This window comes from Vibrio penaeicida (genome assembly GCF_019977755.1).
In the GTDB taxonomy this organism is placed as follows: Bacteria; Pseudomonadota; Gammaproteobacteria; order Enterobacterales; family Vibrionaceae; genus Vibrio; species Vibrio penaeicida.
The window spans coordinates 435550-457189 of the sequence record NZ_AP025145.1 but is presented as its reverse complement, the minus strand read 5'-3'; the positions used below and the strand labels follow the sequence as shown (position 1 = coordinate 457189).

General features: G+C 44.7%; 18 protein-coding genes. 7 read left to right on the top strand and 11 right to left on the bottom strand.

Features of this window, described 5'->3' with window-relative positions; translation table 11 throughout:
- Window positions 1-73 precede the first annotated feature (73 nt).
- From icmH to tssB, 9 genes are read right to left on the bottom strand one after another with little or no spacing between them, the layout of a single operon-like run.
- Window positions 74-853, bottom strand: coding sequence for a type IVB secretion system protein IcmH/DotU (gene icmH / locus LDO37_RS20440; protein ID WP_101110150.1), 780 nt, complete (start codon window positions 851-853; stop codon window positions 74-76).
- A gap of 2 nt (window positions 854-855) precedes the next feature.
- A complete protein-coding gene (gene tssK, locus LDO37_RS20435) occupies window positions 856-2190 on the bottom strand; it encodes a type VI secretion system baseplate subunit TssK (protein ID WP_101110151.1) in 1335 nt (444 codons plus the stop codon).
- A gap of 2 nt (window positions 2191-2192) precedes the next feature.
- Window positions 2193-2654, bottom strand: a complete 462-nt coding sequence (gene tssJ, locus LDO37_RS20430; protein ID WP_370693370.1) for a type VI secretion system lipoprotein TssJ — start codon at window positions 2652-2654, stop codon at window positions 2193-2195.
- Between the two features lie 11 nt (window positions 2655-2665).
- Window positions 2666-4261: a type VI secretion system-associated FHA domain protein TagH gene (tagH, locus tag LDO37_RS20425; protein WP_185829755.1), complete on the bottom strand. Its 1596-nt coding sequence runs from the start codon at window positions 4259-4261 to the stop codon at window positions 2666-2668.
- A 49-nt stretch (window positions 4262-4310) separates the two neighbouring features.
- Window positions 4311-5294, bottom strand: coding sequence for a type VI secretion system baseplate subunit TssG (gene tssG, locus LDO37_RS20420; protein WP_167404832.1), 984 nt, complete (start codon window positions 5292-5294; stop codon window positions 4311-4313).
- A gap of 32 nt (window positions 5295-5326) precedes the next feature.
- The gene (gene tssF / locus LDO37_RS20415) at window positions 5327-7090 is read right to left on the bottom strand and encodes a type VI secretion system baseplate subunit TssF (protein ID WP_126607151.1); all 1764 of its coding nucleotides are present in this window, start codon (window positions 7088-7090) and stop codon (window positions 5327-5329) included.
- A gap of 7 nt (window positions 7091-7097) precedes the next feature.
- On the bottom strand, window positions 7098-7538 hold the full coding sequence (gene tssE, locus LDO37_RS20410; protein WP_126607150.1) for a type VI secretion system baseplate subunit TssE: 441 nt from the start codon (window positions 7536-7538) through the stop codon (window positions 7098-7100).
- On the bottom strand, window positions 7538-9016 hold the full coding sequence (gene tssC / locus LDO37_RS20405) for a type VI secretion system contractile sheath large subunit (protein WP_101110156.1): 1479 nt from the start codon (window positions 9014-9016) through the stop codon (window positions 7538-7540). Before tssC ends, tssE begins: the two co-directional genes overlap by 1 nt.
- Window positions 9017-9051: 35 nt before the next feature.
- A complete protein-coding gene (gene tssB, locus LDO37_RS20400) occupies window positions 9052-9573 on the bottom strand; it encodes a type VI secretion system contractile sheath small subunit (RefSeq protein ID WP_126607149.1) in 522 nt (173 codons plus the stop codon).
- Between the two features lie 1290 nt (window positions 9574-10863).
- Between tssB and LDO37_RS20395 the strand changes: the two genes are divergently transcribed.
- The 7 genes from LDO37_RS20395 to LDO37_RS20365 all read left to right on the top strand — a co-directional run bounded on the left by LDO37_RS20395 (window position 10864) and on the right by LDO37_RS20365 (window position 19939).
- Window positions 10864-11382, top strand: coding sequence for an Hcp family type VI secretion system effector (locus LDO37_RS20395; protein ID WP_101110158.1), 519 nt, complete (start codon window positions 10864-10866; stop codon window positions 11380-11382).
- Window positions 11383-11567: 185 nt separating this feature from the next.
- Complete coding sequence (locus LDO37_RS20390) at window positions 11568-13703, top strand: type VI secretion system Vgr family protein (RefSeq protein WP_126606385.1); 2136 nt, start codon at window positions 11568-11570, stop codon at window positions 13701-13703.
- Window positions 13704-13708: 5 nt separating this feature from the next.
- Complete coding sequence (locus LDO37_RS20385; protein WP_185829713.1) at window positions 13709-14611, top strand: DUF4123 domain-containing protein; 903 nt, start codon at window positions 13709-13711, stop codon at window positions 14609-14611.
- Complete coding sequence (locus LDO37_RS20380) at window positions 14598-18119, top strand: toxin VasX (RefSeq protein WP_126606387.1); 3522 nt, start codon at window positions 14598-14600, stop codon at window positions 18117-18119. The genes LDO37_RS20385 and LDO37_RS20380 overlap by 14 nt, the downstream gene beginning before the upstream one ends.
- A gap of 30 nt (window positions 18120-18149) precedes the next feature.
- Entirely contained in the window at window positions 18150-19103 is a 954-nt protein-coding gene (locus LDO37_RS20375) for a hypothetical protein (RefSeq protein WP_126606388.1), read from the top strand.
- 161 nt (window positions 19104-19264) lie between these two features.
- A complete protein-coding gene (locus LDO37_RS20370; protein WP_224055791.1) occupies window positions 19265-19552 on the top strand; it encodes a hypothetical protein in 288 nt (95 codons plus the stop codon).
- Between the two features lie 18 nt (window positions 19553-19570).
- Complete coding sequence (locus LDO37_RS20365; protein ID WP_224055790.1) at window positions 19571-19939, top strand: hypothetical protein; 369 nt, start codon at window positions 19571-19573, stop codon at window positions 19937-19939.
- Between the two features lie 84 nt (window positions 19940-20023).
- Here the strand turns inward: LDO37_RS20365 and LDO37_RS20360 are convergent, their stop codons facing one another.
- Both LDO37_RS20360 and LDO37_RS20355 read right to left on the bottom strand, forming a co-directional pair.
- On the bottom strand, window positions 20024-20512 hold the full coding sequence (locus LDO37_RS20360; RefSeq protein WP_126606389.1) for a hypothetical protein: 489 nt from the start codon (window positions 20510-20512) through the stop codon (window positions 20024-20026).
- 4 nt (window positions 20513-20516) lie between these two features.
- On the bottom strand, window positions 20517-21638 hold the full coding sequence (locus tag LDO37_RS20355) for an NAD(P)/FAD-dependent oxidoreductase (protein ID WP_126606390.1): 1122 nt from the start codon (window positions 21636-21638) through the stop codon (window positions 20517-20519).
- Window positions 21639-21640 lie beyond the last annotated feature (2 nt).

Sequence of the window (21640 nt, the reverse complement as noted above, 5' to 3'; positions counted from 1 at the left end):
ATTAAAAATAAAATCTATTGGTCTTTTTGGGCTATAACGTTTCATCTGTAACGTATGAGCTATAGCATTTGTTTTATAAAATTTGGTTTAGCTGGCTCAGTACGTCGAGTGACTTGCTGTGCAACAGATAGCGATAGACAAAAAACACCACAGCCCAAAGCCCAGCAAAACCCGCGAAAATCAGCCATATCGGCATTTGGCGGCTTAGTCGATATTTGGTCGCTACCACGTGATCTGTCGCGCTGGTTAGCTCTTCTGGCTCTTTGTCATCCAGCCTTGAAAGTGTTTCATAAAGCTTGATGGCGACGCGTTCGCGTTCTTCTTTCCCGCCTTCCACCACTTTGTATTTGCCTTCAAACCCGAGCATCAGGCAGAGGTAAATAAATTCCAGCAAATCGCGATATCTTGGTGGATCGCTCAGTAAGCGATTTAGAATGGTAAAGACCTTTTCCCCACCCCATGTTTCGTTGTGAAAACGAGTTAACAGAGAATGCTCCGCCCACGAGCTGTCGGCGCCCCATGGCGTGCTCATGACCGCTTCATCCAATACGGCGCAGAGCACATAGCGATAGGCCATGATCATGGCGTGTTCGATATCGGCTTGAACCAACTCCATCTCGATGGCTTTGATTTCTTCTTGTGCCTGTTTATAGATGGTTTCAATGTTTTCACATTGCGCCAAAGAGCGAATACGAAGCGACAAACCCAGCAAAGGGGTAGCCGCATCGACCATTTTGTTTTGGTTGTCACCACGCAGCTTGAACCAGTAATCCTGATCCGCATCGATGCTCTTTACTTCATCAAACAGAAGTTCGTCGTAACGGTCTTTATTGAATTCTTCAGTGACGATCATGATTAACTCCTAATGGCCCAGAACTGCAGGTCCAATTCGTCAAACTCACCAGCAACATGGAAAGCAAACCCACTGGCGTTTTGCAGCATGCGCCACGCTTCACTGGTTTTGTCCAATTGGTAGTAGGTGTAACCTGCGTGGTATGGCAATTGCCTTGGTGCAACGGGTAATGGGTTGACGGGAACGCCCGGAAGCTGCAACGAAATAAGCTCGCGGATTTTTTCAACCGAAGCGACTTTGGTTTGCTGCACAAACAGACGACGCAAATCTTCCAAAGGCATACGCGCTCGAACGGCCAAAATGAAATCGGCAGATTCCAACAAGCTTTGATCTTGGATAGGCGCAACCATAAGCCCGTAACGGCGTTTTTGTAGCTGAATCGACACCGCTCTTGGTTCCAGCACAATGCTGAGAGACTGGCGTAATTTGAGCATCAAAGACTGAAATGATTCGGTCGGCATTTCGTGTTGGTACACCGTAAATTGCGGAGGCATGCGGCTTTCGTCTGTGAAGGTGGCCAGCTCACCACAGATGGCACTGAGCGATTCGTATAAACGCTCTGGGTGTAAGCTTCTTAGCGATGACAAATGCTGAAGTTGCGGTTGCAAGCGGTTAAGTGATTGCAGCAACATAAAATCGGAGACATCAGCAACACCACCTTGGCTTGGCGAACCAATTCGCTGGGCGATGTTTTTTGCACGTTCGCGCATTAATCCCGACATTTCGCTGATGAATCGGTGCAAATGCGGAACACCGACAACATTGAAATGACAAGGCACAAAGTCCGGATCCAGCATGACACTGCCATCGGGTCTCTTTTCTAGAATTCTCGCAATAGCAACGGAAGCAAATGCGCTTCGATCTTGTTTTTCTAACATTAAGCGCGGCTGTACAGGTGACACATCCAATACGGTGCTGTCCCCTTGAGGTGTATGCACATCGCGTACTTCTTGCTTACGAGCGGTATATCGCCCCGTTCCTTGAGAATCAGGAAAGCTGATTTCAGCTAATGAATCACTGCGAAGTGGTAACGCGAGATACACAATCTGGTTAGCAAGAGAATCGTCGGTGATTTCCAGCGCTTCAGGCATGAGATCTTCTTGAGGAATTCGAAAAACGGTGCCATCGGGCATCACGCCAACCGCTCGCTCTATAGCAATTCGACCAAAGCTTAGGTATTCCGGATTCAGCGACAGCTCTGACACCCCAAATAGGTATTGGCTGGCAGATGACACTCGCTCATCTAACGCGTATTCCATGTAACGTTGTTGTTGCTGGAAATGCTGTGGCTTAATGAATAATCCTTCGCTCCAAACGACTCTATTCCGTGAATACATACTCACTCAACCTTATCTAACTTAATGTCGTAATCTTTAAACAGCATCAGCAAGTGGTACTTCCGACCTAAATTGATGATCTTCACTGCTTTTTTCCATTCGCTCAGTTCTGGCTCGGCAAACTTCGCTAACACGCCGATGTAGCGGGTGTCTTCATCCACCACTACGTCGTCGACGTACTTAAATTGGCCTGGCGTCAATACGTAGTCGTATACCTGTATGTAATTGCTTTTTAATACCTTTTTGTGATCTTCATTGATTTGATCAAAATCCGCAGACATGAACATGGAGTCATCCACCAGCTCAAAGACCTGAACTTCAACGGGGGACGATTCGCCAAACACATTGGGGTTCACCCCTTCATCTGCCACCATGCTGAACGACACGACAGATGGTAGCTCTCTAACATCTTCACTAGAGCTACACCCTACTAGCAGCAAAACGCCCAAAAATATGGACAGCATTTGTCTCACGATCACGACTCCATCTGTTTCTCACGAAGTAAGCGGTCATACGCTTGATCGAATACTTCCCAGAACAACTTCTCAAAGCCTTGCTGACGATCGGAAGTCAGTTCTTTGTAGTAGCTTTGGTACATTTCCCACGCCCACGCATCAGTGTTCTGTTCTGGGGTTTGGTAAGAGCGGCGGTAATTTTCAAATCGCTTCATCAATACTTCTGGTGAAAACGCACGTACGATTTGCCCGAGCGCTAACGTGGTGGCCATTTGCACGACATCGTTGTGATCTTTCTGGTTTTTCAAACTTTCAGATATCGCAGAAGGTGCTGAGAGGTGAACCGCACCAGGATTGGTATTGAATAAGGTTTTCACCGTGTCTTCATAAGACATACCTAAACGAAGCGGGTTGTCTTCTATCGGTTGCAGGTTTTTATTGATCACCCCGTAGCGGCTGTTATCCACGTGTTGATGCAAATCCAGTAAACCTTTCACTGCGGCTTGCAGTGCTGCCCCCATTTCTTCGGATGTCATTTGCACATCACCAGAGTGGTGCGAAGGGGTCACCGATACACCTAGCCCACGAAATAACGGGCCAGACAATAGGTGGTTGTTTTCATCGCCAAGCGGCATATCCGCTTTGAATTGTTCATTTTGGGCGATTTCTTCTTCTAATAAATCTAGGGTTTTATCGTCCATCTTGTAGCCCTCTGTTCTGAACGCGTTTTGTGCACCAGTCTCTTCTGCCAAGAGCTGATCATAGGTGTGAGTTGAAGGCTGAGATGTCTCAACCGGATTCGATTTGGCAGACACTGCTGCTGACTCCGCTCCCATTGCGGGTGAGGAGTTTGAAATGTTTGGTTCTAACTTTTCTGCATCTGGCTTTGAGTTTGCAGATTCTTGCTCTGATTCCGAAGAATCTGATTTGGAAAAGAATGAAAATGGATTAAATCGACTGCGCTTTTTCAGCTTTATTGCAGAAGAAATTTCATATTCACTGTCCGCTTGAAGGGTCGGTTTTTCACGGCTTTCTGGCTCTTCATCCGCCAGTAGCCTATTCGCTTCAATTTGGTCGTCTGACAGTTTTTCTTCTTCTTCGGCGTATAGCCTTTCGCTTTTCGCGGTGGTGTCTCCACCATCTAATACATCGAGTGGGTCGATGTACGTAATTTCTTCAGGTACGGATAGGCTTTCGACGGAGTCAGGATCGCCTTTCACCAAGGCGGCATCTTCTATAAACAGTTGCTCAAGAGACTGGTTGTGTGACGACATACTAGAGTGGCCAACTCCGCTAACCACCATCAACTCATAGACGCCAATTTTAAGGGAGTCTTTGGTGGTGATTTGCGCCATTTTCCCCACGCCAATCGGCATCGTTGCGCCATTAACGTAGGTTTTTCCGCTGAGGTCTTTGACACAAAAATGACTGTCGTACACCAAGATTTCGCAATGGCTGCCTTGCACGTCTCGGCGTTGGTCTTGCAAAACCCAAAACGCGCTCGGGCTCGAACCAATCACCCCGCCCTCTTCCGTAAATTCACAGGAAGGGGTGAGCCCTGGTTCCAATTCTTTGGTGTTTGATACCATCAAATTAAGACGTTTATTCTGTTCCACTTCCATGCCTCTATTAACTAACCTGGCTATCGATTATCAGACTGACTTTCTATTGTCGGACTTGAATCGTGACACTCTGTTTGGTGTCACCTTCACCCAAGAACGTCGACCATCCCAAAGGCATGTCGACCTTGCTGTCCAATACCATGGCAGACACCGCGCCTTCTTCGAGCTGCAGTTCTAGGTCGTACGCCATTTGCTCTCGCAGCACGAATTCCACCACTTTGCAAAGTGGCTGATACTCTTTGCCTGTTGGCAGAAAGTCTCTGAACCGTTCTTGGCTCAACCCTTTCAATACCAAGGTGAATTTGCCGTTACACTCTGTCACTCGTTCACCGATAACGGTGTTGTCGCCCAAATTCATGTTCGCCATGCCCAACTGCATTTGTTGGTTCAAGCGAATGTCCACTTTCCTTTGTACCCACTGGCGAATGTCCACATCTTCAATATCGAAGCAATGCGCAATGATCCCCGACACCACTTGCGGTGAACGGCTGCGCCCAGCCAGCATTCCGGCGTAAGAGAGCATCTTGCACCAGTTGATCGGCGTTTCGCCGCGCATGTCCGGGTCCGCCAACCCGACCAAGGCAAATAACTGAGCCGAAAAGTCGTCGCTCGCGCCTTCTTGAAATCGAATGTAGTAGCGGTACTTCCGCCAAATGCGGTACACCAGCGTGATCATTCGATTGTTAAAGAAGTCGAGAAACGGTCCTCTTAAACCAAATTCGCCCTCTGTTAACACTTGCTCCAGCAAGTAGCCTGGCAAAGGAGATTGCGAGCCGGTTAACCCTAGAAAGGTGGTTTCCAACTCCAATCGGTCGTCGTGTTTTTGGTCCAAGCCAGACACATCTGACGTAGAAAAACCTAAGCTCGGATTCGACTTAAACACGAACTGACATTGCCTTTCCCAGTCTTCATCTTCTGGATCGTGCTCGCTCAGTTGCAGCAGCAATTCCACCAATTGGTAGAAGTTGAAACTTTTTACATCAATGTCGGTTAGATCGATGTCTGTTACTTCATTTATGTCTGTCATTTCATCCCGAATTGACTCAAGCATTGTCGATCTCATATCAGTGGCTGCATTCCATGCTGATTACCCCAGCTGTACTCTTCACGACTTTCTGCATTCACCACCACTAATTCATGGAATGAGTTGATGCTGGCGTACAAAGCGAAAAACTGACTCAAAACTGTGCCAAACAAATACAAATCCCCTTCGGATCCGAATGCGTTTGGATCCATGGTGATTTTTGAGAGTAGACCTCGAACAGGCATGCCTTTAATGAGTTTGTCGAGCGGCTCGGATTCGATAGAGACAATGCCTTCCATGCGTTGGCGAGAAATACGCGCGGCTTGCTGATCCACTAAAGAGCGAAAATCGTAAGCGCGAAGGACCGAGCACAGCGCTTTCTTATCAAGAAGCGACAAGTAGTTGAGAGATAAATTTGAGATCAATGTCCACAGCAAACTGCCATCCAATACAGGGCGCAAGGTTTGCGTGGGGATCGTAATATTTTCGAAATCGGCAAACGGAGGAGAGGTGTCGGTGCTTACGCATATATCACCTACGCCCAACTCCGCCGGTAACTGGCGATTGGTGCACGTGAGCTCTAACGTAACCGCTTCATCCTGCAAGTAACCTGTCGTTTCATCGCCCCTTACGAACGAGATAAAATGATCGAATCCATCCTTGCGAATGCTGTCTTTTACTCGAACACGGTAGTAAAGAGCGAGACGCTTACGTGCCAATTCAATTTCATGCTGAAAGCTTTCAAACGGGGTGTAAACTCGGCGCTGACCACGGATTCGACCGTCGGAGGTTTCTTGCCAACCTTCTACATGGTCAACACTGAAAATTTCATAGTGCCTTGGGTAACGGCTCGATGGCGACAAACGGTATTCAGGGCGCTTGCCCGTTAAATCAATCGGGTCGGCATCGTGCTTAAACAAGTTAACAATAGGCGTGGCGTACAACGTAAAGCTTTCACTGGTCACTTGCGTACTGCCAGGCAAGGTTTGGGTGAAGTTAAAGCGAATCGTAAATTTACCTGCTACATGATCCGGAATGTAACGCCCGATATGCTTGAGTTCGAAGAAATGAAAGGACTCTGGAAACGCCAAGTATTCTTGAAATATGCGATAACCCTGATAAACATTCTTTGGGTATGGCAGTAAGCCGTCGTTATCAAACCCAACGACATCAAACACATCTTTTGGCACCTTAACGCTGCCGCCTTCATACTCCACTTCAATGGAATCGATATAGTGCCCAAGCCAAAGATACAGATTCTGTGCGCTGTAGGTGTCGCCACCCAAATAGAAACGCAGCGAATCCAGCTCGATCGACTTAACCGAATCGTCCTTATTGATCATCGCCATCTCAAGCGAGACTTTACTGGCGTCTTTAGTGTGCACAGCAGAAACGCGATCGCACACTAACGGGTAAATCTCAACATCTCGACATGTGCGAAATTGGCACGCTGTATCTAACACGGGAATAGAATCCACTGTTGTGGATTTTTTGATGATCTGACGTGTACTGAAGTTACGTTTAGGGCTGAACTTTAGGATGCTCATGCTGGGGATTGGACGAAGGTAATTCGGCCAAAGCATGTTGATGATGGAGTGAGTTAACTCTGGAAATTCATCTTCGACTTTCTCTCTCAGCTTACCGGTTAGAAACGCGAAGCCTTCGAGTAGGCGCTCGACATCTGGATCGGTGTTCCGACCATTCAAAAAGCGAGAAAGTTGAGGATGAATCTCGGTAAATTGTTTCCCTTGGTCTTTTAAAAACGCCAGCTCATCTCTGAAATATTTGTCTTGTGCCACTAGCTAACTACCCTACTACTCGGTATTTTCTATTATTATCAAGGAGTAAACTAATTTTTACTCTTTCATGAACGGCGGAGGTGTCTATGGTTGCTGCTACGCTAAATCGCAAATTAAGCGGTTCCGCCTCGTCCTGAATCACAAGAACGTCGACTTCTTTTAGCCTTGGCTCAAATTCCTCTAAGCATCGCTTTATAGACAGCTTCACTCGAATGGAAAGGTCCAACATCGCCATGGTGGCATCGTTAAAATCCACTAAGCCCAAATTCGGAGAGCTCAATGACTCTCCGATTCTGGTATTCAGAATGTTAGACACATTCCGTTTAATGGAACGAAGCACCTCAGCGGAATCGGGTCCTTTCGAAAGTGACATGGGTTTAGCGTCAGCCTCTAAACGCTCAAAGAGGCTGACACCATAAACACTTTCTTCTGGGGCGATGTATCCCATTAGGCTTGATCCAAGCGTCCTACTAGAGACAACTCAAAGTTCGCACCCATGTACTTGAAGTGAGGACGAACCGACAGCGATACCTGGTACCAGCCTGGCTCGCCTTCAACGTCATGCACTTCGATAGCGGCTGCACGAAGTGGACGACGGCTGCGCACGTCTGCTGGCGGGTTCTCTTGGTCGGCAACGTATTGTTTGATCCAGCCATTGAGTTCACGCTCAAGATCTTGACGCTCTTTCCAAGCACCAATTTGCTCGCGCTGAAGCACTTTAATGTAGTGCGCAAGGCGGTTGATGATCATCATATAAGGCAGCTGAGTACCCAACTTGTAGTTGGTTTCCGCTTCTTTGCCTTCTTTGGTGTTCGGGAAGATCTTTGGTTTTTGAATAGAGTTTGCAGAGAAGAATGCTGCGTTATCGCTACCTTTACGCATCGTTAGTGCGATAAAGCCTTCTTCAGCCAATTCGAATTCTTTACGGTCGGTGACCAGAACTTCGGTTGGGATCTTAGATTGCAGTGCACCCATTGACTCGTAAACGTGAACAGGCAAGTCTTCAACAGCACCACCACTTTGTGGACCAATGATGTTCGGACACCAACGGTATTTCGCAAAGCTGTCGGTTAGACGAGTGGCAAAAGCAAACGCTGTGTTACCCCATAGGTAGCTTTCATGTGAGTTGCTCACATTTTCTTCGTAAGAGAAGGACTTAACCGGGTTTTCCGTTGGATCGTAAGGGACACGAAGAAGGAAACGCGGCGCAGTCAAACCTAGGTAACGCGCATCTTCCGACTCACGCAACGAACGCCATTTGGTGTACTTAGGCCCTTCGAAAGTAGACTTAAGATCTTTCAGGTTAGGCAATTCTTCAAACGAATCGATGCCAAAGAACTCAGGACCAACACTTGAAATAAATGGTGCGTGTGCCATCGCACCCAACGAGCCCATGTATTGAAGTAACTTCATGTCTGGCGTTGATGGCGTGAAGGAATAGTTACCAATGATGACGCCTGTCGGCTCACCACCAAACTGACCATAACCAGAAGAGTAAACGTGCTTGTACAAGCCAGATTGAGTTGTTTCTGGTGCGAATTCAAAATCGTCCAAAAGCTCTGCTTTCGTCACGTGCAATAGGTCGATTTTGTTGTTTTCATTAAAATCGGTGCGGTCTACCATTAACTTCAGACCACGCCATGATGATTCTAGGTTTTGGAAACCGTCATCATGAAGAATTTCATCAACTTGAGCGCCTATTTTTTTATCGAGTTCAACCAGCATTTGGTCGACCAGCGCTTTGTTTACTGGCTCTTCTGTGCGGTTGGATCCAACGAGGTTCTCGATAAACGCTGCCACACCTTTTTTAGCAATATCGTATGCTTCTTCGTTCGGTGCGATGCGCGTTTGCGCCATGATTTCATCAAGTAAATTGCCTTGCTGCTGTTCAATCGTTCTTTCTACAGCGACTTCATTTGTTGTCATCGGAATTATCCTTTCGTTCCTGTTTTTCACGCTGGTTATTCATTTCCCTGATCAGACGTTTCTTTCTCATCAGTTGCCACAAGATCGAGTTCCGCCAACAGCTTCTCTCGTGAGTCATCAGAAGCAAGCAGCTCTTGTAAACGAGAACGGAATGCAGGCACATTACCTAGCGGACCTTTAAGAGCCAGCAGCGCTTCACGCAATTCGATCAGTTTATTTAGTTCAGGAACTTGCTTAACGATGGAGTCTGGTGAGAAGTCTGCAAGAGACTCAAATGACAATTCGACTGGCAAGTTAGCGTCGTCCTCATCCACTAACTTGCTTGAAACCGAGGTAGAAAGCGTTAGTTTGCTTTCCTTCATGACGGATTCGAAATTGTTTTTGTCGATGCTGACGGGTTTACGTTCCTCTAAAGGGGTTTCTTCACCGTGCCCTTTAAAGTCTCCAACCACCAATGTCTTCAACGGCAATTCCACTTCCGCCTGAGCGTCGCCCGTCGCAGGAATGTATTTGATATTGATTCTTTCTTTCGGGGCAACACTGCCTTCTTTGGACATATTACGGTCTCCTTCGTCTGTCCCAACTGCTGTTAATGTTGAATTTATTACGAGCAAGCGCTTATTTGAGCGAGCCTGATTTTGCACTTAAACTTGGCATATCAGTCTTGTGCTCAAGACTTGGAATTAACCGCTGTTCTTCAGAAATACCACTGCTTCCAAAAAGAAAAATTCCAACAACGAACCTTTCCAATAACAACGACTTTCAGTTCCAAATCAGGCTAAATAGCAATAAACAAACACCATTTCGCTCTGACAATCAGAGCAAAAATTATTAAATTCTGCTTGTGAGCTTCTAATTAGGGGAGTCAAGTTCGACAGGATGACGTATAAGAAAGGTACAAGAAAGCGCGTACATTTTATGTACGATATATCTGTATACACCATTAAAGCCTAATAGAATAAATTTTTAATTTTTTAGTCTAGAAATCCACTAGCCAAAGTGAAAATGTAATTAAATTCTCATCTTTAAGATTATTTTTTATATTTTTAAGAACAACTATCACTTTTTATTCTCTGTTCTTAATCATTCAATTTACGTATTTAACCTACTATATCAGGATAAAGTAAAACCGTTACTGTCATCACAAAAATAAGATGATAAAATTCTCATTTAAAAGACAACGCCAGCCCTAAGTGTATAAAATACAATCATTAATCATCAAACCTAATCGTTAGGTTTCAATGCAATAAATGGCTGTAAATTTCGTTTAATATCAGTAGGTAAGTATCAAATCAATCTGTCTTTGTTTGATATGGAATATTTGATATCCCTTATTCTCTTTTACTATAAAACGTATTAATTTGCCAAAACAAATCGATACTTCATGCATCATTCATATATTCGAGACAGTCTATATTTTATGGGCATGTATAAAATCAAAAATGAGACATTCCCGCAAACAAAGAAATTGATGATTATATTAATTATTGTATTAACATCACAAAACAAAAATATCATAAAGAACCATGAAATATATATTGATGTGACTCTGATCCAGGCATTAATCCGCTATTCGAGCAATAAATTGCCCGCAATATAGCAATCTATTGCTTGAACAATAACTCAAATGCCATAACTATTTGTTTTTAAATAAAATTATTAATTGGCACACTGTTTGCTCTATTACTTCTTGTCTATCGACACTAATTCGCGCAAAAAGCGCTTCATAATTTATTGTTATTTATTTGTTGCTATAAAAGGATTTAGCCGCTTGCCTAGGTCAACCTGCATATTGAGGTTGGGAAGCGACTGGACCAGTAACATTCAACTCTACAAGAGGATTAAATATGCCAACTCCATGTTATATCTCCATTGAAGGTGAAACACAGGGGCTTATTACTGCTGGCGCACTGTCTACCGACTCTATCGGTGACGCGTTTGTTGAAGGTCATGAAGACCAAATGCTGGTTCAAGAATTTAACCACAACGTGACGGTTCCAACGGATCCTCAGTCTGGTCAACCATCCGGTCAACGTGTTCACAAACCATTTCAGTTCACGGTTGCGCTGAACAAAGCCGTTCCATTGCTGTACAACGCATTGGCTTCGGGCGAAAAAATGAAGACTGTTGAATTGAAATGGTACCGTACTTCAATCGAAGGTAAGCAAGAGAACTTCTTTACCACTGTATTAGAAAGTGCGTCTATCGTAGATATTCACTGTGAGATGCCTCACTGCCAAGATCCAACTAAGTCTGACTTTACTCAGAACGTTACGGTGTCTCTGTCTTACCGTAAGATCAACTGGGACCACGTAAACGCAGGTACATCTGGTTCAGATGATTGGCGTAAACCAGTCGAAGCATAATCAAGCAATCGACCAACACCGTATTCGCACCAATGATTTGCTCCCCATTTTGTTGGTGCTCTCCCCCTACGGATTAGGTTGTTCGCATGATGGCAAAGTCACATTGCGTGGCTTTGCGTTTTTTCATTTGTCTGCATCTTTAATGCAGATTTTTAACAAGTTCGATCGCTAAACGGAATGACTGCATGGGCAAATTAAGCTTCTCTCTGGATGTCGAAGGCTTAGCTCCAAATACTTTGATTGTTCGCGAATATCAAGGACAGGAGTCTCTATCACACGATGGAGAATGCCATGGTTTTTGCTACCAGATTGAGTTAGCTAGCCGCTCTATGGATATTCAGCCGAACCAAGTGGTCGACAAAGATGCGTGCCTAGTCGTCACTCAAAATGGCGAAGTCACACAAACCGTTCACGGTATTGTTCGTGCCTTTTTTAAAGGTGACACAGGTCGACAACATACTTTTTATACGCTCACATTAGTGCCAGCCATAGAGCGACTTTCTTTAAGGCAAAATAGCCGCATTTTTCAAAACCAATCTGTACCCGATATTCTCTCAGTGCTTTTTCAGGAAATGGGCATCAACGATTATGCCTTTTCCCTGAAACGGTCCTGCCAGCCAAGGGAGTTCTGCGTTCAATACCGCGAAACCGATTTGGCCTTTATGCATCGGCTCGCGGCAGAAGAAGGCTTGGTGTATCGCTTCAATCACGAAAAAACTAAACATACGATTATTTTCAGCGACGATAGCCAAACCTACGATGCGTTACCGGCCTCAATCACTTACAACGCCATCGCTGGAGGGCAAGCTGATACGCCTTATGTTTTTGGATTCACTGAAAGAGTGCGTTCAGATGTCACCAGTGTCGTGTTTCAGGAATACAGCTTTAAGAAGCCCACCTATTCGTTCAAACAAGAGCAGATAGGACAAAACATGAGTTATCAGCGCGATGGATACGAGCACTATGATGCCCCCACGCGCTACAAAGATGATGAGAGTGGTCAAGCCTTCAGCCAATATCGCCTAGAATTCCTCCGACGCGAATCGCATACCGCAGAAGGAAAAAGTAACCATGCGGGCTTACATGCCGGTGTAAAGTTTACGCTTACAGATCACTTAGACCCTAAATGCAATCGCTCTTGGATTGTTGTAAAGGTGACGCATTCTGGCACTCAGCCTCAAGCGTTAGAAGAAGAAGGGGGCAGTGGTGCAACGACTTACAGCAATCAATTCACTGTTATACCAGCCAGTAGTCAGTGGCGAGCGACACCATTGCCCAAACCACAAGTCGATGGTCCTGCCATGGCGATGGTTGTTGGCCCCGACGGTGAGGAAATATTTTGTGACGAACACGGTCGTGTGAAAGTGCATTTCCCTTGGGATCGCTATTCAAACGGCGACGAACACAGTTCTTGTTGGGTGCGAGTTTCCCAAGAATGGGCAGGTAGCCAATTCGGTGTGATGGCAATTCCCCGAATCGGGCACGAGGTTATTGTCTCTTTTCTGAATGGCGACCCTGATCAGCCAATCATAACGGGAAGAACCTATCACGCTATTAATACGCCTCCTTATGCTTTGGCAGACAACAAAACCAAGACAGTTATTCGTACAGAGACGCACCAAGGGGAAGGGTTCAACGAGCTTAGCTTTGAAGACCAAGCCGACAATGAAAAGGTCTACTTGCATGCCCAAAAAGATTTGGAGCGAGAAGTTCAAAACGACAGCCTTAGCCACATAAGACACGACGAGCACGCAACAGTCGACAACGATCAGTTCATGCGCATCAAAAACGCTCGTCATTTAGCCGTTGACGGGGAAAGCCGAACTAAAGTCACTGCCGATCAATCATTGGTCGTCGATGGATCTATCCATCAGAAAGCAGGAAGCAATTGGGCAAGTGAAGCTGCAACTGAAATTCACCTGAAATCCGGCGTTAAAATTGTGTTGGAAGCCGGGAGCGAACTCACCCTAAAAGTAGGCGGCAATTTTGTAAAAGTAGACCCCGCAGGCGTGCATGTTGTTGGTTCTAAGATCAACCTGAATTCAGGTGGCAGCGCAGGTAGCGGCGGTGGATTTGGTGGGCAAGGTGCTGAGTTGCCATTGGAGTTAGAAGGGTTGGCTGCGCCAGAGGTGCAAGAATTCTCTCCTTTTAGCGCATCTCAACAAAGCCTAGATGCAAATGTCAAAACATCCATCCCGGCAACCCCTGTATTGATGCAGAGGATCCAGAGTGATAGCTCTTCGGACATGGCAATCACCGAAATTTGCCAAAAGCAACCTGATGGCTCATGCCCGCTAGCAAACTGTCCATGTCGGAATTGAGCAATATGACCGAGATAGTCACCATGCCGGAAGCAAATAACGCGAATGTGCGCCCCACTCTGCTGGAACTGAATCAGAGCAACTTGAAACACTACATCATTGCATCTTATAGTGGCTCAACCGCTCAAGAAATATATGCGTTTTCGGAGACTTCCGAAATAGAGCCTCTTTATGCAGAAAGTGAACTCCAAGAATTCGTATCCATCAGCCCAATAGTCGCTAGAGTTGAAACCAAAAGCACCCTATTTAGACGCCTAGTGGAGGGGACACCCTCAGATTTTGATTGGTCTTGGATTCTTGTATCTGTTCCAACATCAATGTTATTCGATCATCTCCTTCGCCAATTGAGAAGTAGCCTCACCCTCTCTTTTGATGGGGCGAGAAGGGGAGTCTTTCATTTTTACAACCCACGAGTCGCTCACTATTTCTTTGGTGAGTCCGATCCGTCTGATACGCAAACATGGCTTGGTGAAATTAGGCAAGTCACCTGGATTTCACCATCAGACTCTCCGAGCAATGGTTCAGTCTGCTTTTTCGATGGCTCAGCAGAAAACCTCGGCATCGCAATCTCGAAAGTGGATACACAAAAAGTGCTTTCACCTTCTCAACAAATCGCTCTGGAACGCCTTCATGACGACAAAATTATTGGCGAATATTTGTCCAAACAATCAATAACCCATTGTGATGCTCAACAATGGCAGCGATACCGAAAACTTTACATTCTCTCTGAAAATCTAAATCTCAGCCAACCCGATGACATCGCTCAGTTCTTCCAACTATGCGATCACTATGAAACGCAACCTGAAAACATTGAACATCTAATGCATTTAAAACCATTGGATTCGAGTTCCAAATTTCACGCTCTAGAACAAAAAATGATTGAGGATAAGCACTATGTCGGCGAATAAGCTCAGCTCAAAACCTGCCTGTGAGTCAAAGAAAGTATTCGTTGAAGTAACTGGTACTCAGCACAATCCAGAGCAGTCAATTATGTTCTACGACGAAGGCGATTTGGTACGACAGGAATGGTTAGAACAGCAAATAGAAATCGAAACACTCGATAACACGACGATTCATAGTTGGGATTGGTCTGGTCAAAACGCGCAAATTAACGCTTGGTTAGCAGTGTCTAAGGAAACCGGTCAGATAAATCTACCGTTGTACCCAGATATTCAGCCCAAAGAGAGGCAATCCAAAGAACAACATTACTTGCTTCACTCCATTGTTCCACTCGCTCTTTTGCCAACTTTTGACAAAGATCTGAATTACAAAGACAGAGTTGCCCCAGTCCGAAATGGGTATCTCTATATTTTCTACAACGATAAAGCATGGCGAGAGATTGAAGTTCGTAGGCAAGAGGATGGCTCTATCAAGTTCAGAGACATCGACCTGTATAAGCACCGGGAAGCAACGGATCAGCCTTTCAAAATCGAAGAGAGAGAACCTGAAGGCTTACCCATCAGCGATATTTGGGTGCCTGCAAAATCAAATGGCAGCAGAGCAACAGTTCATTTTGCGTATTCTGAAGTTCAATGGAGTGCACAGTACTTAAATTACCTAGAATCCAATGAATATGATCGCTCACGTCGTTTGTCTGCCTTTCATGAACTGAATGTGAAAGACTCTGTTGATGTTCTTCATGCCAAAGCATTGCCTGAGATGAGAGCTCGCCAGCCCGAGATTGAACTGTTTTGTGCTGAACCCAGATACCTAAGTCGTGACCTTTCTGGAAATTGGCTTAGTACTCAATACCAAGAAATAAAAAACAAATTCAAAACCATCTCGGCTGATGGAAAAAGTGCGTTGGCTGTCCTCAGATACAATGAATCTTTCCAATACGAATATGGGATGAAACATGCGGCTCTGGAGGCGATTGTTTCGCCAGAAAATTCTAGCGAAGATGCATGGAAGACCGACGCTCTTCAAGATTGTTTGGCTGACGCACGCGAACGTAAACTCCGAGCCATTGTTCTAGACGACCCTTTATTTGACCTTAGGCACAACGCCTTTACTGTGATGTATGGCATTGGTTATTTGCAGCAAGTCTATACGGACATGTCCAAACAAGAGTATTTCCAATGCGCTGAGCTGGTTCAACGATTCGTTTTGCCAAAGAAATTCGGCAAGCAAGAGAACCCATTCTACGAGCATAAAGACGAGTTCGATACATTTTTTGGAGGGCGATTCCATCGCACAATGAGAACCATTGAACGACAGATCTGCGTGCGAGATGTGAAAGAAATTCAAGAAGCCGTAGAGCTGAAAATGAACGCGACACGCACTGCACAGGTACTGCGAGATATCAGCTCGCTAAATGGGGTGAACGCTTCTGCAGCCCACGTCATTGCTGGGTATGGCTTAACCGCATTAAGTATGAATATCGACAACCTTGATTCGATGACCATTCCAGAGGATAAAAAGCCTGTGAGCTTTATGCCGACAGTAAGACATATCCTCAAAAGCGGCAGCCCTCACCCACTCCATAAAATTTTATTTCCATCAACTGAACTGGTTTCACTGGAAGATAAATACACGCCACCAGAGCCGTTCAATTCAGGAACGGGATTCGCGACCCCTGAATCCCTCGCGCAATGGGAAAGTGAACACTTTATCATTGAGGATGACGCCCTAAAGGTCATGGACTTAGCATTCATGGCTAAGGCAAATGACAATTCCGAAGGTCCTTTTGCTACAGTACGCAGAATTTCAAACACAACCGATGGCATTCTACGAGGCTACTTCGACGCAGTACTCGCGCTATCTAAAAACATTAGCGAACACGCTAAAGTGGTGGAATTCAATTCAGCTTATGCGCCCGTACTCGCATTGTTAAAGTCCACAAACTCAAAGCTTTGGGGGGAGGCACTGTATGTGCCTGTCGGCGGTTCAGAATTGAAAGGGGCAGTGGTTGGCGTACATGGTCACGGCTTAAGTTACGGCGTGTTGGATGTAGAACGTAAGCATATACAAAGTAAGAAAAATAAAACCCCTATGGGGCGTTTGTACGATAAAGATGGAAAACTGATCGCTTCTACTGGGAAAAAAGCGTTTCATGCAAATGATGTAATATCAGGAACTAAAAGTGTCGGTAAAAAGCTACCGCTTAAAGTGGTGGTGGTACCGGAAGGTTCAGAAGTCGCCGAAGCTTTAAATAGAGAAGCTACGCAAAGAACATTGCAAGATATTGGTAAGAAAGGAGCGACTGGGAGTAACATTTATGAAGCATTGAAAGTCCCCTACTTTATCACGGTGATTGAAACAATAAATCTAATCAACAACTTACAACACTATAAAAATCTATCTGAAGGGAAATTCTCCACTCACTCTATCGCTAACGTGGCTAGCACTATATTAGATTTGGGAGTAGCACTTGCGCACTCTGCAAATTTTTACACATCTAATGCGTCCTCCTTTGCCATCAATAGCGCTAAGACTTTGATTCGTTTTCCACCGAGCCTTGTTGCTCGCTTTACCTTTCAAAACGGTACAACGACTTTAGTCAGTAATATTAGCCGGCTAGGGACCATTGGGATTTTTGGGGGACTTTTGACTGCAGGCATAGCTGCTTGGGACAGCTACCGCCTCTTCGAATCAAACGATACCGATGCGGGTTTGGCAATGGGCATGGTTGCAATGGGCACGCTGGTCACCACACTAGCGACAGGGTTGTTTACCTCGTCTGCCACTTTTCTAGGCCTTGGTCCCATAGCTTGGATTGGGGTCGGGATCGCGGTGCTCGGGTTCGTGCTTTACACCATTTTTAAAGACACACCAATTGAAGTGTGGCTAAAAAACGGCCCATTCGGTAAAGACCCTTCTAAAGAATACAAACACTTACAAGATCCAAAAACCGCATTTAACCGATTTATCGGGTTGATATTCAATATTTCGATCAAATCGTATTCAGTTGAAAAGCAAACGAAATTACCCGCCTCTATTACCGAGGAAGTAAAAGCATTGGGGGCGACTCACGTAATATGGGTGAACACCAACCTCGCCTCTTTGTTCAATAAGGAAAAATTGAAGATAGAGTTTTTTGCTAGGCAAGGAATCTGGCGGAAAACGAAAGAGACCAGCCAAATGGGTATTGATTACTCCGCAGAACTTTCGGAGGTACGTTCAAACAACTTAAGTGTGCTAAAAACGGTAAATACTTTTGATGGGTATGCCTTTTTTGTAAAACATGATCTTCCTTTAAAAAGTACAAATTTGGAAACCAACATGTTCAAGACTAGGGCTTATACTCACACCTATTTTAGGGCATTTAACATTCGCGTTCGGCTTAGAGCAAACGATACGATTTACCCCGGACCAGAGTTGGATGAAACGTTTGATAATTCAAAAGTCAGTAGCTCTCCAAATTTTAATAAAAAGGATAAGGATTGGCTCAGAGGGGTTGCCATTGTGCGACCATAAAAACTGGAACCAATAGAGAAAGCGTAATTAATGAAGAATTCTATTTATAACTCTGAGAGTTACTCCAAGCAGCAACCCAACACGCACACGACTTTTTTTTCCAAAGGGCAAATGTTGGGCTTTTCCAAAGCCAGCTCGGTTGTTTCGGTCTCATGCATCGAAAACTTAAAGCCTTCAGATTTTAGGGAGATGGAGAAAGACACCTCAAAAGGCATGTTTTGGGATGAAAGAGACCTGCAGCAGGAATCTTTATCCGCTTGGTCACAACTCTATTTCTTTTTAGTGGCAATGGCTAAAGTTGGACTTTATGTCGTAGTACCTATAATGATTCTTGCTTCATCTCTCCCATTTTTTAATCCCGATACTCCAATTACTGCAGATTTACTTGTTGCAATAATTACTAGCATCTCATATTTCTTGGTCCCATCTGCACTTGTTTATTTGCACTTTATATTGATTTCTAGGGGGTATTTATTCTTAGCACCGTTCCTTAAGAGTAAACGGTCTTTTGATCTGAGCCGCGAAACTGGCATGGTCACACTGTATAAAAAAGGCAATAAAGTTCGCTTTACCCATCCATTCATTGAATTTGACTGCGTTTTGATGTCTGCCCCTTCTCACCAAGGACATTTAAGTTACAGCCTGTTTTTGGTGCATCGCTATATGGGTTACTCGTTTGGCGTCCCCATCGGAACCTTGATAGGGCCAAATCAACCTGTTGGCGAGTACTACCGCCTATGGAACATGATTCAACGCTATATGGACGTGAGCCAGCCGATACCAGATATCATGATTCTTGAACCTGCAAGACCAAAAGACTCCGTCACCACAGCACACGACGAACAAACAAGCAGAAAGCCAAGGTACTGGCGAGATATGACGGATGAAGAGTTTGAGGCGGCTCTATCCAAATTAAGAACAGAGCAACGCGAGCTGCCTACAACAGGACCAAGTATTGATATTTTTGAACCAACAAACTCTTAGTGTTTTGCTTTACTGAGGCTTTCGTTTGTTCAAAAACGACCGAAATAACTTTGTTACTTCGGTCGCATTTTCAAACCCAGTAACCTGAACCCCTCCTAAAACCTCGCGCTTTAAATTACTCTCCTATCAATTAAATCAAGGCTAAACCATAGGCTAGAAAAATGTATAACAAAATCAGGCTTTTTATCATTGAATGCGTTGACCCTATGGATTTGCTTAATGAGCGTTCAGAAGCAGAAGCACTAGAGCAGGTGTGTAAAATTTTTGGGCATAAAGTGGCTAAGTTCATCGCTTATTCTGAAAAAGATCTCATCAAGTATTGTCGCTACATCTCCTCCATTGATTCTAGCCACGGTCCTAGAGGGGAAGAAGATATGCCTTTGTGTATTCATATTTCTGCTCACGGCAACAAAAAAGGTATTGAATTTGGTAGCGATTTTCTCAGATGACGAGAGATGTTTGAGGCCATGAAACCCATTTTTACCGACATGAATGACTACGATGGTGAAGTCTTTGTATCACTCTCATCTTGTGAAGCTGGTAATCAAGGGTTAGACAGGTTGATTGCTGAAGAATGGGAGCATAGCGAAAAAATAGACCCTCCCAGCTACATATTTACCACCAGTGATGATGGCGGCGTCCGTTGGGATAATGCGGTTGTGTCTTGGACTGTTTTTTATCATCGGATCGCCAATCTTCAAACGATTAAAAAAGGACACGTACAAGACGTAATAGACGACATCAAACAATGCATCGATACTAATATCTCCTATTTCCGGTGGGACAGTACCAAATCAGATTATCTCTACTACCGCTCAGATAACGATAAAATGTAGATTTAGTGTGCTTGCTCATATTGCCTAAAAACAAAAACCGACTTGTATTAACAAATCGGTTTATAAGCGGGTTTGCAAAACATATCACTTCACTGAAACACACTTGTTATTTTCAAACTTACGATCAGTCAAAGATGGAAACAGTTGGTAGTTCATGCTCTTCTCGTTTGTTTTGGAAACCGGAGGGGAGGATTCCAACTCACAACTTTGCCCATCAATGCAGCAGGGTTTATCCGAAACCTCACCATTCGTAACTTGGCACAATAACCCTGTGCCTAGCGGACCTGGATCTAGGCAACCTATCTTGTCTTTTTTAAATGCAGAAGGTTCGCATGGGGCACATGCAGGGGCAAAGCACTTACCTTGCGCAAAATCGACACCTTTACAGATTACTTTTTGGTTTCGTTCAACAAACTTCGATTCTTTTAAAAGGTAGGAAGTGGTTATAAGCCTACTTTGCAGCTCAGTAATGACTTCATTTTCAGACATGCCCGTTTTTTCTGTTGGGACGTCGGTACTTTGGCACCCTGCCAATACAAAAATGAGTGTGAATAGGAAGTAAATACGTGTCATCAGATTATTCCTTTGTTAAATGATGAAGTGGTTGATTGAGGTTCCTTCTTCGCCAAAAAGGAGAGTTGAATTGGGTCACCTTTTCATACTCTTCGTTTTTCTTTGGCAAATATGAAAGAAAGCTATCCTGCATGAGTGCTTCATATTCCTTTAGGTATTGGGGCTGACCAATAAACCAGCGGGTAATGGCTTTCGAGGCATAAAATGCACTTCCAAGAGCAGACGTAATGCCGTATGAAGATAGCGGGTCGTAGCTACAAGATGCATCCCCAACAGCCAACCAGTTATTGCCTACGCTTTTTGCGATACAAGATGAGTAAGCTGGGGTAATTTTCATTTGAGCGTTGTCGTTTAAGTCGCAGCAATCCAAATAGGGGGCCAACGAAGCATGTTCATATGCCAGCTCGACAAGCTGAGAAAATGTCTTGGGCATATCCAAATCATTGTCGGTGAAATAGCACAGTGTTGCTTGGTTTTTAGAAAACGGAGCAAGATACCACCATCCATTTAGGCCGCTATGAATAACGGCTTCTTGCCTTGCTATAGCACCAGAACCGCTGTGATTTATATGTGCGCAGCAAGCTACCAAGCTATCGGCCTTTTTCTCTGCAATGTTCAACTTTCGTGTGAGAGTTCGGGCACGTCCTGTTGCATCAACAATAAAATTGGATTCCACCACATACTGGCTGGTATCAGGCTGCATGAAATGAAGCTGCCACCCATCACTTTGCTCTGAGAATTCAGTTAGACGAGATTGCCAAAAGATATCGACACCAGCTTCTATAGCCGCACTTATCAAACTCGTATCAAACTTTTCTCTGTTCAGGATCCAGCCTGTCCCGTATGGGCTGGTGATCAAACTCCGTTCATGATGACCTAATTCATCCCAATCGATTTGATATCCTTGAAGTTCAAAGTGTGCGTCTTTAATAAAACTATCGAATAATTTCAGCTCTGACAGAATAGGCTGCATGGTTCCATGAACACACTCACCAAAACTCTGTTTTTGTGCGGTTTGTTTATCAAATACAGCGACTTTGATGCCTTGTTGTGCCAGCGCAAGTGCTGCAGACAAACCCGCAACACCTGCTCCAAGAACCACAACTTGATAGTGTGATTCCTTCATTG

What these genes read in the sequence shown, in the direction of transcription:
- LDO37_RS20385 (WP_185829713.1), top strand. Translation starts at nt 13,709, where the DNA reads ATGACCGAGATAGTCACCATGCCGGAAGCAAATAACGCGAATGTGCGC.
- LDO37_RS20375 (WP_126606388.1), top strand. Translation starts at nt 18,150, where the DNA reads ATGAAGAATTCTATTTATAACTCTGAGAGTTACTCCAAGCAGCAACCC.
- LDO37_RS20395 (WP_101110158.1), top strand. Translation starts at nt 10,864, where the DNA reads ATGCCAACTCCATGTTATATCTCCATTGAAGGTGAAACACAGGGGCTT.
- tssC (WP_101110156.1), bottom strand. Translation starts at nt 9,016, where the DNA reads ATGACAACAAATGAAGTCGCTGTAGAAAGAACGATTGAACAGCAGCAA.
- LDO37_RS20390 (WP_126606385.1), top strand. Translation starts at nt 11,568, where the DNA reads ATGGGCAAATTAAGCTTCTCTCTGGATGTCGAAGGCTTAGCTCCAAAT.
- tssE (WP_126607150.1), bottom strand. Translation starts at nt 7,538, where the DNA reads ATGGGATACATCGCCCCAGAAGAAAGTGTTTATGGTGTCAGCCTCTTT.
- LDO37_RS20380 (WP_126606387.1), top strand. Translation starts at nt 14,598, where the DNA reads ATGTCGGCGAATAAGCTCAGCTCAAAACCTGCCTGTGAGTCAAAGAAA.
- tssG (WP_167404832.1), bottom strand. Translation starts at nt 5,294, where the DNA reads ATGACAGACATAAATGAAGTAACAGACATCGATCTAACCGACATTGAT.
- tssB (WP_126607149.1), bottom strand. Translation starts at nt 9,573, where the DNA reads ATGTCCAAAGAAGGCAGTGTTGCCCCGAAAGAAAGAATCAATATCAAA.
- tssK (WP_101110151.1), bottom strand. Translation starts at nt 2,190, where the DNA reads ATGTATTCACGGAATAGAGTCGTTTGGAGCGAAGGATTATTCATTAAG.
- LDO37_RS20365 (WP_224055790.1), top strand. Translation starts at nt 19,571, where the DNA reads ATGAAACCCATTTTTACCGACATGAATGACTACGATGGTGAAGTCTTT.
- icmH (WP_101110150.1), bottom strand. Translation starts at nt 853, where the DNA reads ATGATCGTCACTGAAGAATTCAATAAAGACCGTTACGACGAACTTCTG.
- LDO37_RS20370 (WP_224055791.1), top strand. Translation starts at nt 19,265, where the DNA reads ATGTATAACAAAATCAGGCTTTTTATCATTGAATGCGTTGACCCTATG.
- LDO37_RS20355 (WP_126606390.1), bottom strand. Translation starts at nt 21,638, where the DNA reads ATGAAGGAATCACACTATCAAGTTGTGGTTCTTGGAGCAGGTGTTGCG.
- LDO37_RS20360 (WP_126606389.1), bottom strand. Translation starts at nt 20,512, where the DNA reads ATGACACGTATTTACTTCCTATTCACACTCATTTTTGTATTGGCAGGG.
- tssJ (WP_370693370.1), bottom strand. Translation starts at nt 2,654, where the DNA reads ATGCTGTCCATATTTTTGGGCGTTTTGCTGCTAGTAGGGTGTAGCTCT.